The 12,990-nt window shown below is 65.2% G+C and carries 15 protein-coding genes; 6 read left to right on the top strand and 9 right to left on the bottom strand.

What is annotated here, in order from left to right; translation table 11 throughout:
* Positions 1-2: 2 nt before the first annotated feature.
* Positions 3-1,064 (bottom strand): phenylalanine--tRNA ligase subunit alpha, encoded by a 1,062-nt coding sequence (gene pheS / locus LFT44_RS07060; protein ID WP_236801956.1) that lies wholly within the window; start codon positions 1,062-1,064, stop codon positions 3-5.
* Positions 1,065-1,264: 200 nt separating this feature from the next.
* Here pheS and LFT44_RS07055 point away from each other — a divergent pair, with 200 nt between their 5' ends.
* From LFT44_RS07055 to LFT44_RS07045, 3 genes are all read left to right on the top strand, one after another.
* Positions 1,265-1,714, top strand: a complete 450-nt coding sequence (locus tag LFT44_RS07055; RefSeq protein ID WP_236801955.1) for a hypothetical protein — start codon at positions 1,265-1,267, stop codon at positions 1,712-1,714.
* On the top strand, positions 1,714-2,370 hold the full coding sequence (locus LFT44_RS07050; RefSeq protein ID WP_236801954.1) for an SIMPL domain-containing protein: 657 nt from the start codon (positions 1,714-1,716) through the stop codon (positions 2,368-2,370). The genes LFT44_RS07055 and LFT44_RS07050 overlap by 1 nt, the downstream gene beginning before the upstream one ends.
* Before the next feature lie 78 nt (positions 2,371-2,448).
* On the top strand, positions 2,449-3,567 hold the full coding sequence (locus LFT44_RS07045) for an Rv2578c family radical SAM protein (RefSeq protein ID WP_236801953.1): 1,119 nt from the start codon (positions 2,449-2,451) through the stop codon (positions 3,565-3,567).
* Between the two features lie 64 nt (positions 3,568-3,631).
* Here LFT44_RS07045 and LFT44_RS07040 read toward each other — a convergent pair whose 3' ends face one another.
* A complete protein-coding gene (locus LFT44_RS07040) occupies positions 3,632-4,087 on the bottom strand; it encodes a (deoxy)nucleoside triphosphate pyrophosphohydrolase (protein ID WP_272910882.1) in 456 nt (151 codons plus the stop codon).
* 168 nt (positions 4,088-4,255) lie between these two features.
* On the opposite strand from LFT44_RS07040, the gene LFT44_RS07035 reads away from it, so the two are divergent.
* Positions 4,256-5,464: an MFS transporter gene (locus LFT44_RS07035; protein WP_236801952.1), complete on the top strand. Its 1,209-nt coding sequence runs from the start codon at positions 4,256-4,258 to the stop codon at positions 5,462-5,464.
* A gap of 152 nt (positions 5,465-5,616) precedes the next feature.
* Positions 5,617-5,892 carry a GlsB/YeaQ/YmgE family stress response membrane protein gene (locus LFT44_RS07030; RefSeq protein WP_159632311.1) on the top strand — a complete coding sequence of 92 codons (276 nt, stop codon included), beginning with the start codon at positions 5,617-5,619 and terminating at the stop codon, positions 5,890-5,892.
* Positions 5,893-6,451: 559 nt separating this feature from the next.
* Here the strand turns inward: LFT44_RS07030 and LFT44_RS07025 are convergent.
* The 6 genes from LFT44_RS07025 to infC form a co-directional block, all read right to left on the bottom strand.
* Complete coding sequence (locus LFT44_RS07025) at positions 6,452-7,288, bottom strand: IS3 family transposase (RefSeq protein WP_236802826.1); 837 nt, start codon at positions 7,286-7,288, stop codon at positions 6,452-6,454.
* Positions 7,289-7,302: 14 nt separating this feature from the next.
* Entirely contained in the window at positions 7,303-7,629 is a 327-nt protein-coding gene (locus LFT44_RS07020) for a helix-turn-helix domain-containing protein (RefSeq protein WP_236801951.1), read from the bottom strand.
* Positions 7,630-7,942: 313 nt separating this feature from the next.
* The gene (locus tag LFT44_RS07015; protein WP_236801950.1) at positions 7,943-8,869 is read right to left on the bottom strand and encodes a TrmH family RNA methyltransferase; all 927 of its coding nucleotides are present in this window, start codon (positions 8,867-8,869) and stop codon (positions 7,943-7,945) included.
* 69 nt (positions 8,870-8,938) lie between these two features.
* Positions 8,939-9,328, bottom strand: coding sequence for a 50S ribosomal protein L20 (gene rplT, locus LFT44_RS07010; RefSeq protein WP_018763610.1), 390 nt, complete (start codon positions 9,326-9,328; stop codon positions 8,939-8,941).
* Positions 9,329-9,450: 122 nt separating this feature from the next.
* Positions 9,451-9,645, bottom strand: a complete 195-nt coding sequence (gene rpmI, locus LFT44_RS07005) for a 50S ribosomal protein L35 (RefSeq protein ID WP_009358635.1) — start codon at positions 9,643-9,645, stop codon at positions 9,451-9,453.
* 119 nt (positions 9,646-9,764) lie between these two features.
* Positions 9,765-10,745, bottom strand: a complete 981-nt coding sequence (gene infC / locus LFT44_RS07000; protein WP_236801949.1) for a translation initiation factor IF-3 — start codon at positions 10,743-10,745, stop codon at positions 9,765-9,767.
* 401 nt (positions 10,746-11,146) lie between these two features.
* Here infC and LFT44_RS06995 point away from each other — a divergent pair, with 401 nt between their 5' ends.
* Positions 11,147-11,533 carry a DUF1844 domain-containing protein gene (locus tag LFT44_RS06995; RefSeq protein ID WP_236801948.1) on the top strand — a complete coding sequence of 129 codons (387 nt, stop codon included), beginning with the start codon at positions 11,147-11,149 and terminating at the stop codon, positions 11,531-11,533.
* A 148-nt stretch (positions 11,534-11,681) separates the two neighbouring features.
* Here LFT44_RS06995 and LFT44_RS06990 read toward each other — a convergent pair whose 3' ends face one another.
* On the bottom strand, positions 11,682-12,977 hold the full coding sequence (locus LFT44_RS06990; RefSeq protein WP_236801947.1) for an MFS transporter: 1,296 nt from the start codon (positions 12,975-12,977) through the stop codon (positions 11,682-11,684).
* Positions 12,978-12,990: the final 13 nt, after the last annotated feature.

Below are 12,990 nucleotides of genomic sequence, written 5' to 3'. Positions count from 1 at the left end.
TGTTAGATCTCCATCCCGAAGTGCTCGCTGAACCGTACATCGCCTTCGATCATGTCGCGCATGTCCCCCACCTCGTTGCGGAACATGAGGGTGCGCTCGATGCCCATGCCGAAGGCAAAACCTGAATAGACGTCGGGGTCGATGCCGGCGGCGCGCAGGACGTTGGGGTTGACCATGCCGCAGCCGCCCCACTCGATCCAGGCCGGCCCGCCCTTGGCACCCGGGTGGAAGATGTCCAGCTCGGCCGAAGGCTCGGTGAAGGGGAAGTAGTTGGGGCGCAGCCGGATCTGGGCTTCGTCGCCGAACATCTGCCGGGCGAAGTGTTCCAGGGTGCCGCGCAGGTCCGCCATGCTGAGGTTCTTGTCGATGGCCAGGCCTTCGAACTGGTGGAACACCGGGGTGTGGGTTGCGTCCAGCTCATCGGTACGGAACACCTTGCCGGGGCACAGCACGTAGATGGGCACCTCGCGCTCCAGCATGGAGCGTACCTGCACCGGGGAGGTGTGGGTACGCATCAGCAGGTGGGCTTCGGGCGGCTCCACGAAAAACGTGTCCTGCATTTCGCGCGCGGGGTGGTCCGGCTTGAAGTTCAGGGCGTCGAAGTTGAACCACTCGGATTCGACCTCCGGGCCTTCGGCGATTTCCCAGCCCATGCCTACGAAGATGTCCGCCACGCGGTCCTGCAGCGTGGAGAGCGGGTGGCGGGCTCCGGCACGGCGGCGGCGCGGAGCGGCGGTGACGTCCACGGTCTCCTCCACGAGGATCCGGGCGTCATTTTCGGCTTCCAGCACTTCCGCGCGCTCGGCGAGCGCCTTGTTGACCTTCCCGCGGGAGGCACCCATCAGCTTTCCGGCGAGCGCCTTCTGGTCCTTGGGCAGCCGGCCGATCTCACGGTTGGCAAGGCTGAGCGGAGACTTCTCGCCACTGTGGGCAAGGCGCACCGCCTTCAGCTCGTCAAGGGTGGCCGCACCGGCGATGGCGGTGATGGCCTGGTCTACAGCGGCGTTGATGGCGGCCTCATCCGTGGGGTTCGGGATGGCGGCGCCCGGCAAAGTTTCAGTCATCTACTGTTCTTAGCTACGAGTCGTGGCTGCCGGCGGGCGGGACAGCCGCACGCGGTTTCCCGCCCGGTGCCGTCCGCCGCTGGCAGGTCATGGATGAATGCTGTACATCAGGGGCATTCAATGACCAGGTCAGGGCTCGCCGGCAGGACCGGCGGCCACTGCCCTCCAGTCTAGTTGAACCCTCCGGCTACCATGGCCTGATGACTTCGCGGCAGCGCACGGGCTCCCTTGACGGCCCGACGACGGCCCAGCGGCTCAGGTGGGCAGCGAACCTCCTCAACGGGAGCACCCTGGCCGGGCTCGCCGTCGCGCTTGCCGCCCGGACACGCATCAGCCGCGGTCCCCGCGGCATGGTTATTGCCGCGGGTTACCGCTGGCGGTTGCCCTTCGCGCACGCCTACACCCTGGGCAACGTGGTCCTGTGCCGCAGCACAGCCGAGGAGCTGGTCTCCCGTCCGGCGCTCCTGGGCCATGAGGAACGGCACTGCAGCCAGTACGCGTGGTGCCTGGGACTGCCGTTTGTCCCGCTGTACCTGGCAGCTGCCGCCTGGTCCGTGCTGCGCACCGGAAATCCGGGGACGGCGAACATCTTTGAACGACGGGCGGGGCTTGCCGCGGGCGGCTACCCCCTTACGGGAAGGCGGACGTGATGGGTCCGGACCCGCACGTACAGGTTGGAGCAGGAACGGTCACCGTGACGGGAACAGGGTCCGCCGAGGCGGCCCCGGACCTGGTGCTGGTTTCGGTGGGTGCGGAGTGCCGCGCCGAGTCGGTCCAGGAAGCGTATGCGGCAGCCGGCGAGGCCCTCGCTGCAGTGGGTTCGGTGCTCCGCGGCCGCGGCGTTGCCCCCGCCGACCTCCGCACCGCAGGGCTGAGCGTCCGGGCCGACCTTGCCTGGCGGGACGGGGAAGGACAGAAACTCGTGGGCTACGTGGCAGCCGGCAGCCTTCTGGTGAAGCTTCGCGACATGGGCAGCGCATCGGGCACGGTTTCGGAAGCCGTCCACGCGGCGGGGGACGCTGCCCGGCTCAACAGCCTGCAGCTGGTCCTGTCCGACGACTCCGCCATCCGGGCCGAGGCCCGGGACGCCGCGTGGGCGGACGCGCTCCGCATCGCCGGGCAGTACGCCGCCCTGGCCTCGGGCACCTTGGGACGGGTGTTGTCCGTGGCAGACCAGCGGCCGGTTTCAGGGCCCGTACCGCTTGCCGGTCTGCAGCGGGCCTCCGCCACGGAGTCCGTGGCCCTTGAGCCCGGCGAGAACCGGGTGGAGGCTGCCGTGACCGTCACGTGGGAGCTGCAGCACTGACACTCCTCGGGCAGGGGTGAGGCGGAGGGCCCGCGTTGCAGCCTTGACTTCTATTCGAACATGTTTTCGAATGGAGGCATGAGATGGGAAGCGCAAGCACTGGTGCCCACACCCAACCCCGCAGGCGCGGCCGCTCCGGCACTGCTTCCGCTGGCGGGCCTGGTCCGCTCCGTCACCACGCCTGAGTTCGCCGGCATCACGTTCCACGAGGTCACTGCCAAATCGGTGCTCAACAGGGTGCCGGCGGGGTCCAAGATGCCCTTCGAATGGACCGTCAATCCCTATCGCGGCTGCAGCCACGCCTGCGTCTACTGCTTTGCCCGCAAGACCCACACGTACCTGGATTTCGACGCCGGCATGGACTTCGACAACCAGGTGGTGGTCAAGGTGAACGCAGCGGAAGTCCTGCGCAAGGAGCTGAACAAGGCCTCCTGGACGCGCCAGCAAGTGGCGCTGGGCACCAACACCGATCCCTACCAGCGGGCGGAGGGCCGGTACCGGCTCATGCCGGGAATCATCACGGCGCTTGCCGAGTCCGGCACTCCCCTGTCCATCCTCACCAAGGGAACCCTCCTGGCGCGGGACATCCCGCTGCTCAAGAGCGCCGCCACGCAGGTCCCGGTAGGGCTCGGCATTTCCCTGGCCATGACGAACGAAGCACTGTCCGAGGCGATCGAGCCCGGAACCCCCGGACCCAGGGCCCGGCTCCGGCTGGTGTCCCGGCTCCGCGAAGCGGGACTTCCGTGCGGTGTGATGGCCACGCCCATTCTGCCGTGGCTGTCCGACAGCGATGAGGCACTCGATGCGCTGTTCGGCTCGCTGGCGGCGGCGGGCGCCACCGGAGTCACCGCGGGCGCCCTGTACCTGAAGCCGGGCACCAAGGAGTGGTTCATGAAGTGGATCGCGGCCAACCACCCCGAACTGGCGGGCCGCTACCGGCGGCTGTACGGCACCGGCTCCTACGCGTCCAAGGAATACCGGACGTGGCTCGCCGGCAGGGTCCGGTACTTCAAGGCGCGCCACGGCTTTTCGCATTCGTCAGGCTTCAGCCACCGCGACCTGGACAAGCCGGACTTGGACGATCCACGCGTCGAAGAGGCGCAGTACCCGGCAGGCAGCATCCCCGCTGCCGTTCCGGGTGGCTCCACTGCCGTGCCTTCGGTGTCGCGGTCCGGAGTGCAGGACTCCCTGTTCTGACTTTTTGCGTGTCAGTCGCAGGGCTCAGTCCCGGGGCCGGCCTTTGGGGCTCAGTCCTGTCCGGTCAGTCCTGGGTGAGGGGCTCCTCTACCGGCAACGCCACAGAGTCCAGGAGGGCGCTGACAATCGGATAATCCGCCGGGATCCAGGGCAGGCCAAGGACGGCCTCCCGATTTCGCAGGTCCACCCAGCGCAGTTCGTCATGGTCTTCAAGGGGCATGGCCTCGCCGCTGGTCACTTCGGCGAACCAGACCCGCATGCTGGCGCGTTCATTGAGGGGCCAGCCCTGAGGTTCTTCCGCGGGCAGCTCCGGCCCCAGGCGGACATCGATGCCCAGTTCCTCGGCCAGTTCGCGCGCCAGCGCTGATTCGGGTTCCTCGCCGGGCTCCACCTTGCCGCCTGGAAACTCCCACAACCCGGCCAGATGCTCCGGCGCGCTCCGCCGCGCCACCAGCATTGCCGCCGGCCGGGCCAGGTTGTCCACCACGGCTCCGCCCACTACCTGTATCAGTCCAGTCACCGGCTCATTCTATGGGCCACAATGGGAATGTCCGGAACAGCATCCGGCAGCCCGTCGACGCAACAGGAATAGCTCCTGTCCGCGCGGGGTTTGCCACATTGTCCGGATCTTCCTGCCCCATTGCCGTGGCACCGTCCATTCCATGTTCCACCTTCGAAAAGCAGGCATATGAGCAGCGTTCTTTCCCCGTCCACGGCAGCCGGCACCAAGGCCCCCAATATCGGAATGGCCATCTTTGCGCTGGCCATGGGCGGCGTGGGCATCGGCGTCACCGAGTTCACCATGATGGGCCTGCTGAAGGAAGTGGAACAGGGCCTGGGGATCAGCACGCCCGAGGCCGGCCACCTTATCTCCGCGTATGCGCTGGGAGTGGTGGTCGGCGCTCCCCTACTGGCCGCCGTCGGTGCCAAGCTCCCCCGCAAGAAACTGGCGCTGGGGCTCCTGCTGTTCTTCACTGTGGCCAACCTGAGCTCTTTCGTCGCCCCGGACTACGGGTCGATGCTCGTGTCCCGCTTTGCCGCCGGCCTCCCGCACGGGGCCTTCTTTGGCGTTGCTGCCGTCATAGCCGCCTCCCTGGTCCCGGCCAGCCGGCGGGGCTGGGCCATCTCGATGGTCATGGCGGGGCTCAGCGTCTCCAACGTGGTGGGAGTACCGTTTGCCACGTGGTTGGGCCAGACCTTCGGATGGCGGCTGCTGTTTGTCCTGGTGGGCGCAATCGGGCTGCTGGCGTTGGCCATGGTGTGGAAGTTCGTGCCCTTCCAGGCCGCCCACCCCGATGCGAGCATCCGGCGTGAACTTGGTGCCCTCAAGCGGCTGCAGGTGTGGCTGGCACTCCTGGTGGGCATCGTGGGCTTCGGCGGCTTCTTCGCCACCTATACCTACATCGCCCACACCATGACCGCGGTGGCCGGCATCCCGTCCGCACTGATCCCTCTGGTGGTGGCGCTGTACGGGCTGGGCATGGTGGCCGGGAACATCGTGGGTGGCCGGCTGGCCGACAAGTCCGTCATGGGCACCCTGTACCGGGTCCTCCCGGGCGTTGCCGTGGCCCTTGTGGTCTACGCTGTGGCCGCGCATTGGCCGTGGAGCGCCATGGTCATGGTGTTCGTGGTGGGCGCCTCCGGCTCCATGCTTATTCCCGCCCTCCAGACCCGGCTGCTGGACGCCTCGCCGGACGCGCCGTCACTGGCATCCTCGCTGAACCATGCCGCGCTGAACGTCGCCAATGCCTTGGGAGCGTTCCTCGGCGGCCTGGTCATTGCCCTCGGCTGGGGCTTCACCGCCCCGGCACTCGTCGGCGCCGTCCTGGCGCTCCTCGGTTTCGGCGTGGCCCTCTTCAGCGGCCTGATGGAACGCAAACGGCCGCTCGCTGCGTAGGCTGCGACGGGCACGCCCTTCGCTGCATGGCCTGCCGCCAAGGGGCCTAACGATGCTGCAACGCCGCCCCCGGGGCTACTGACTTTAGGGGGGGCTTATGTTAGCTTGAGCCTCATCGGGACTATTAATCCCGGTCATAATGAGGAGGAGACATGGGTTTTCTTGCTTGGATCATTTTGGGCCTGATTGTTGGGGCCATCGTTAAAGCCGTGATGCCCGGACGGGTTGGCGGCGGCTGGGTGACCAGCCTCATCCTGGGTGTCGTCGGGGCCATTGTTGGCGGCTGGATTGGCAGCCTGCTGTTCAACAAGGGCGATCTTGCCTTCTTCGACCTCGGCACCTGGATTCTCGCTATCGTCGGTGGCCTGGTTGTCGCCGGCATCTACGGAGCAGTCACCGGACGCGGAAAAGCCAGCCGCGCACCCTGATCGCTCTGTCAATCAATAACCGACGGGCCCCGGAATTGAACTGGTCCCCGAAAGTTGGACTCTCAATATACGAGATCTCGAACGGGGGCCTATGAGCGGCTCGTCACGAAAGGCTTCGTCCCACTTGGGACGGAGCCTTTCGTGTGTCGAAGTTCTGTTGCGGGTACGTCTCCAGAACTGTTGAGTGAGACTATCGGGAGCTTTTCAATCCGTTTGTGATCTGTGTTTGCGCTTCCTGGACCGACCTAGCATGACGAGATTTGCCACTGTCAGGACAAGGGAGAGCGCAACCAGGACTACGTACCAGACGCGCATTTCACCCTCTGTTCGAGTAGCAAGAAACAACCAGATCAGAGCTGACACGAACCAGCCGACGACCTGGAACAAAAGGGCTCGTGGCCCGGGCAACTCCGGCTTTTTCCCGGGCTCGGTCAAGCCCATCCAGTCCGTCATACGCAACCCATAGTTGCGGCGCCCGCTGCGCGTCATGGCCCAACCCTAACCGACACCACGACAGTTGGAAACGGGGCTGCTATCGCCCCAGCGGTAACTGGATGGCCTAGGCCGCAAGCCTTTGAGCGCGGTACTGTACCGGGCTTAATCCCTTGAGTCTGGTGGAAATTCTTTCGGTGTTGTACCAATGCATGTACTCGTGCAGTGCAGTTTCTAGCGCTTCTATGCTGAGGAACCGGACACGGTGGAAGAGTTCTTCCTTCAGGTGTCCGAAGAAGTTCTCCATGACGGCGTTGTCGTAGCAGTTGGCTTTGCGGGACATCGATTGGACCGCGGCGGCGTCTGCCAAGAGTGTGCGCCAAGAATTGTGCTGATACTGGAACCCTTGGTCGGAGTGCACGAGGGGTTTCTGTCCGTCCTCCAGCGTGGCCAAGGCGGCGCGCAACGAGGTATTGACCAGCTCCAGGTTGGGCGACGTTCCGATCGTGTAGGAGATGATCTGCCGGTCAAACAGATCCATGATCGGTGAGAGGTATAGCTTCCGGTCACCAACACTGAATTCGGTCACGTCGGTAACCCATTTCTGGTTTGGAGCATCCGCTTCAAACTGCCGCTTCAGCAGGTTCGGGGCAAGGATGCCCTGCTCGCCCTGGTAGGAGTTGTACCGCTTCCTGCTCCGGACCTTGCAGACCAGACGGAGCGAACGCATCACCTTCAGCACAGTCTTCTTGGCGACCCTCCACCCTTGCTTGACCAGCTCAATGTGCACCCGGCGGTGCCCGTACCGGCCATGGTTCTTCTTGAAAATCTCCGTAATAGCGGCCTTCAAGGAGGCTCGTGGATCCGGGCCACTAAGCCGGGACTGGTGGTAAAAGAACGTGGACCGGGCCAACCCCGCCACATCCAGAAGAACCTCTAACCGGTGCTCAGCCTTGAGAGCGATGACAGCGCGAACCTTCAGCGCCGTTCCTCGTCCCTCAAGGCGTTTACTTTTCCCAGAAAGGCAACCTCCGCACGCAGCCTTTCGTTCTCACGCCGCAGCCGCTGCAGCTCAGGTTCCGGCTGCGCCGGCGTATCTGGATTCTTCCTTGGGCGGCCCTTAGGTTTCGGACGAAGGCCTTCCTCGCCCTGAGCACGATACTGCCCCGCCCACACGGCTATCAGATGTGGCGAGGACAGTTCGAGCTCTTTGGCCAGGGCGACCCTGGTCTCGCCAGCGATATACCGCTGCACAGCGTTGAGCTTGAACTCGAAGGAATACACTCGGCTGCTTGGCTTGGTCACAAGAGCAGTATCTCCACGAACGCGCCATCTGTCGTGCAAGCGGAGGACAGCTTTCCGACCCACACCGAGCCTTGTGGCCACAGCTCTCGAGCCCCAACCGATCTCAAACAACGCCACCGCGGCATCCCGCTGCTCCTCAGACAGCGAACTGCTCTTAAACATGAAACTGCTCCCCGTAAGTCAGAACTGAATTTTCAGTCCAACTTTCGGGGAGCAGTTCAAATTCCGGGGCCTTTCTTTGTGCCCCGCATTGCCGCCGTCGTTCCTTTCTTATGCCCCGATCCTTCTTTTTGCCGTCCTGCCGCCGAGTGCCTTACCCCACCTCTCCGGTGTACGCCGCAGCTTCAACCCTGCGCTGGGACCGGGCACTGGCGTAGAGGCACACCGTAGCCGCGGTCCCAAGGTTGAGGCTTTCGGCGGCACCGTACACGGGGACAGCTACACGGTGGTCCGCCAGCGCCAACTCCTCGTCGGAGAGTCCTTGGGCTTCGTTACCGAAGAACCAGGCAGTCGGTTCAGCGAGGTCGTAAGCGGACCCGGGGCCAGTTCCGGTGAGCCTTCGCCGGGCGCTCTCGTCCTGCAGTACGTCCAGGTCCAGCTGTCCGTATCCGTCAGCGGCGAGGACGCCGATGCCACGGGCCTTGCATGCCGCAGCCAGTTCCGCAGGGTCCGCGGCCAGGACGACCGGAAGGTGGAACAACGAGCCGGCGGTGGACCGGACCGCTTTGGGGTTGTAGATATCCACGCTGGAGGCGGTGAAGACCACCGCGTCTGCGCCGGCCGAGTCCGCCGCGCGCAGTACAGTTCCGGCGTTGCCCGGGTCCCTGACCTGGCACAGGACTGCAATCAGGCGGGGGCCGGCATCCAGCACATCCGTCAGGGACACATCAACGAAGCGGCAGACGGCGACGATCCCCTGCGGATTGACCGTGTCTGCCATGGCCGCCAGGACGTCGTCGGTTGCCAGCCTTGCCGTGGTGCCATGGGCGAGCTCTTCGAACTCGGGATAACGGTCAAGGCAGCTTTCGCTGGCAAAAACTTCCGTGACCACGCCGGGAGCACCTGCTGCAAGGCGCTGCTGGTGGAGCTTGAGTGCCTCCCGGACGGCTTGCGGCCCTTCGGCCAGGAACTGGCCGCGCTTTAAACGGGCCGGGCGCCCTGCAAGTTTTGCCACGTCCCTGACCCGATCGGCTCGGGGGTTGGACAGTGGAAGATCTTGCGGGCGCCCGGTTTCGTTCATACAAGAACTGTAGTAGCTGCTGCCACCTGTTCCTGAATGGGCCCCTCAAAGGAGGGGCGGCAGCACTGGCTAGGCTGCGGCAACCTTCTTGGCGGAGGTGTCTGCCGGCAGGGAGTCCTTGGCCACCTGGACCAGTGCGGCGAAGGCGTTGGCGTCGGAGACGGCAAGCTCGGCCAGCATACGGCGGTCAACCTCGACCTCGGCGGCCTTCAGGCCCTGGATGAGGCGGTTGTAGGTGAGGCCGTTGGCGCGGGAAGCAGCGTTGATGCGCTGGATCCACAGGCGGCGGAAGTCACCCTTCTTCTTCTTGCGGTCGCCGTAGCTGTACACAAACGAGTGCAGCAGCTGCTCTTTGGCCTTGCGGTACAGGCGCGAACGCTGTCCGCGGTAACCCTTTGCCCGTTCAAGGACAACCCGGCGCTTCTTGTGGGCGTTAACCGCCCTCTTCACACGTGCCACGTGCGTACTCCTTCGAAAATCTGATCCCAAGCATCTGTTGCCGGAAATCCGGCGGCGGCCTGAGAAGGCTGTTTGGCAGGTGACCGGCCACCAGGGGGCGGCCCGTCAATAAAACTTGGGAACTAGATGCCGAGCATCTTCCGGATGACCTTGGCATCGCCCTTGAAGACGATCTTGTCGCCGGCAAGGCGACGGGTCAGGCGGGAGGACTTGTGCTCCAGGTAGTGGCGGCGGTTGGCCTGCTGGCGGCGCAGCTTGCCGCTGCCGGTCAGCTTGAAGCGCTTCTTGGCACCACTGTGGGTCTTCATCTTCGGCATGGGAACCGATCTCCTTACGTTTCTGCTGGCCCGGAGGCCGCAGTTCTATCGCGCAGCCGCCCCTGCGGGCAGCATGCTGGTTGCTGACTGCCGGAGGGCGTACCCCCGGCAGCTGTGAACTAGTTGGTCTTCTTGCCGGCCGGCTTCGGCACTGCCTTGGGGGCAGGGCGCGCAGCAGGCTTGGGCGCGGCAGGCCTGGCCACCGGCTTCGGCGGAGCAGGCACAGCAGCAGGCTTGGGCGCCGCCGGGGCAGCAGCTTCCGGGCTGGCAGCCGCTGCAGGCTTCGGCGCCGGAGCGGCCTTCGGCGCAGCCGCTTTGGGAGCTTCCTGCTTCGGCGCGGCCTTCGTAGCGGCAGCCTTGGGAGCTTCCTGCTTCGGAGCGGCAGCCTTAGGAGCTTCCTGCTCCGGGGCGGCAGCCTCAGGGGCTTCCTGCTTCGGTGCTTCCTGCTCCGGAGCGGCAGCCTCGGGCTCGGTGGACACAGTGAAGCCTTCCGGCAGGAGGTCCGCCAGTGACTGCGTCATGGGGGCCTGGTCCTCGCCGGAGGTGTCAACGCGTCCGGAAGCCTTGGCTTCGTTCTGTGCCTTGGCCTCGGCGCGCTGCGTGGCACGCCGTGCTTCAGCCTTAGCCTCGGCCTTGTTCTTCAGCGGGCCAACCACCATGACCATGTTGCGGCCGTCGATGCGGGGGCTGGACTCCACCACGCCAACTTCGGCGACGTCGTCTGCGAAGCGCTGGAGCAGGCGAATGCCCATCTCCGGACGCTGCTGCTCACGGCCGCGGAACTGGATCATGGCCTTGACCTTGTCCCCGGCACCGAGGAAGCGAAGGGCGTGCCCGCGCTTGGTCTCGTAGTCGTGGGTGTCGATCTTCAGGCGGAAGCGGATTTCCTTCAGAACGGTGTTCGTCTGGTTCTTCCGGGCCTCACGTGCCTTGACCGCGGCCTCGTACTTGTACTTGCCGAAGTCCATCAGCTTGCACACCGGAGGCTTCGCCTGAGGTGCAACTTCAACGAGATCAAGGTCGGATTCGGCAGCCAGGCGCAGGGCATCCTCAATACGGACGATTCCTACCTGTTCACCTGCAGGTCCGACCAGCCGCACCTCGGGGACGCGGATACGCTCATTGATTCTTGGCTCGCTAATGTTAAAGCTCCTGTGTTTGTTGTTGTTTCCGGCAAATAGAGAAGGCCCCCAATTGCCGGAGCAATCGAAGGCCTCAAAGAGGTTGGCTAAGCAACCCCGTGAAGGGGCCGCACATGCACAGTCCCGGCAAATGCCGGCCCATGCCCAACCAGGTACCCGGCAACCTTGCGTCCCCTGCACGTTCCAATGGAACGCCTGGGACAGCGGCTGACGCGGGTGGGAGAGAACTCCGCTTGCAAACTGCATGCCATTCTACAGAAAAAATTCCCGCCAACGCCCGAAAACGCTGTGGGAACCTGATTGTTTGGGACAATCCCTGAAATAACGACATCCAGTCGGTCTGTGTCAAGCTTACCAGTATGAGCACCTCAGACAGTAATTCGTACGTCTTCGAACCCGGCGACGCAGGCGCAGACGTTTCCCAACAGATCCGGGACATCTCGGAAGTTCCCGCCATCGAGGTCATCACCACGGCCGCAGTTCACCTGATGAGCGCCGCCGCGGTAAAGCTTGGCCTGGCCGAGGAAGACAACGCAGCCGAGTTGAAGGACCTGGACGAGGCCCGGAAATTGATCACGGCACTGGCCGGCCTTGTCACCGCCGCCGCCCCCGAAATCGGCTCCCAGCACGCCGGTCCCTTGCGCGACGGCCTGCGTTCCCTCCAGCTGGCCTTCCGCGAAGAGTCGCTGATTCCGGACGCTCCGGGCAAGGGCCCCGGTGAAAAGTACACCGGGGCAGTGAACTAAGGAAGAACTCCCCCAAGCAACGCCCGACGGCGGGACGGCCTCTTGAAGGTCGTCCCGCCGTCGCGCTTTAACACCACCCATTGCTCCGTAACTGCCGTTTGGAGGGGCCAAAAGGACAACTACGCAGCAATCGATGAAAGGGCACTGCTTAGGCAGCAGCCCTGCGACGGCGCTGTTGGAGCGCCAGGCCCACCAGGCACAGCACCACGCCCGCGGCGCCGACGGACACGAAACCTCCGGAGGGCCCCATGGCATCGATGAACACTCCGGCCAGCGGGGAACCCAGGGCAACGCCGGCGGTCAGGGCCGACCCGTACCAGCCCATGGCCTCCCCGCGCCGCTCCTCCGACACCAGGTCCGCCACCTTTTCGGAGGCTGCGGAGAGCACGGGGGCGCACAGCAGGCCCGGCAGGACGGAGACGAAGGCCAGCGTCCAGGTGTCGTGCGCGAAAGCCATGGGCAGGGTCAGGGCGGCCATGCCCAGCAGCAGGAAGATCGGCGGGATGGGCCGGTGCATGGCGCCGTAAATCAAGCCGCCCACCACCGAAGCGGCGCACCAGAAGACGAACACGATGCCGATTTCACGTTGGTGTCCGCCGATTTCCAGCGCTGCGACGATGCCGACGTCGGTGCCGCTGAGGACCATTCCGGCGCCGGCGGCCACGGCGAAGAGTGCCGAGACCGTGGCGGTGAACCATGAGAAGCCACCCGCCAGCCTTCTCCTCAGGCCCTGTGCGGCGCTGGTGGCAGCTCCGGCGGGGGCCAGCTCCGCGGCGGCTTCCTGTACATGGGCCGGAGCCGTGGACACGACCGCTACTTCGGCGGCGTGCTGCTCATCCTCCGCGCATTCGACTGTCAGTCCCTGGCTGCGGGTGGGCGGGTTGAACCACATGAGGAACAGCCCGGCAAGGGACGTTGCCACGCCCACGACCGTGAGGCCGGCAGTGGTGAAGCCGCTGGTGGCTACAACCGCGCCGGCGGCCGGGCCGATCATGAACACCATTTCGGTGGTGATGGCATCGAGGGCGAAGGCGGTGCGGCGCTGGTCGCCCTCGGCCAGGACACCGAGGGACTGCCGGACCACGCTGAAGATGGGCAGCGTGAGCAGGCCGCCCACGAAGACCAGCGGAAGGAGCCATTGGTAGGACACGTGCGGCACCACAGCCCAGATCACAGTTTCTGAGATCACCGAGGGGATGAGCGCGGTGCGCAGCCCCACCGTGTCCACACGCCGCCCACGCCAGGGCGCTCCGAGGGCGATGCCGATGGTCATGACGGCCGCGGCAGCGCCGGCCGCGGCATAGCCTTGGCCCAGGGTGAGGACGATGTGCAGGGTGAGCAGGACGCCGGCGGCCGAGTGCGGGATCCGGGCAACCATGCCCACCAGCAGCAGCCGGCGGATAGGCCGGATGGCGAGCAACTCCCGGTAGAGAGCGAAATTCACGAAAGCGGTCCTT

The organism is Arthrobacter sp. FW306-05-C (genome assembly GCF_021801725.1).
Classification (GTDB): Bacteria; Actinomycetota; Actinomycetes; order Actinomycetales; family Micrococcaceae; genus Arthrobacter.
This window is presented reverse-complemented; position numbering and strand designations above follow the sequence as displayed.

Bases quoted from the DNA above. Each gene is read 5' to 3' on its own strand.
- pheS (WP_236801956.1), bottom strand. From the start codon at position 1,064: ATGACTGAAACTTTGCCGGGCGCCGCCATCCCGAACCCCACGGATGAG.
- LFT44_RS07055 (WP_236801955.1), top strand. From the start codon at position 1,265: ATGACTTCGCGGCAGCGCACGGGCTCCCTTGACGGCCCGACGACGGCC.
- LFT44_RS07050 (WP_236801954.1), top strand. From the start codon at position 1,714: ATGGGTCCGGACCCGCACGTACAGGTTGGAGCAGGAACGGTCACCGTG.
- LFT44_RS07045 (WP_236801953.1), top strand. From the start codon at position 2,449: ATGAGATGGGAAGCGCAAGCACTGGTGCCCACACCCAACCCCGCAGGC.
- LFT44_RS07035 (WP_236801952.1), top strand. From the start codon at position 4,256: ATGAGCAGCGTTCTTTCCCCGTCCACGGCAGCCGGCACCAAGGCCCCC.
- LFT44_RS07030 (WP_159632311.1), top strand. From the start codon at position 5,617: ATGGGTTTTCTTGCTTGGATCATTTTGGGCCTGATTGTTGGGGCCATC.
- LFT44_RS07015 (WP_236801950.1), bottom strand. From the start codon at position 8,869: ATGAACGAAACCGGGCGCCCGCAAGATCTTCCACTGTCCAACCCCCGA.
- rpmI (WP_009358635.1), bottom strand. From the start codon at position 9,645: ATGCCGAAGATGAAGACCCACAGTGGTGCCAAGAAGCGCTTCAAGCTG.
- LFT44_RS06995 (WP_236801948.1), top strand. From the start codon at position 11,147: ATGAGCACCTCAGACAGTAATTCGTACGTCTTCGAACCCGGCGACGCA.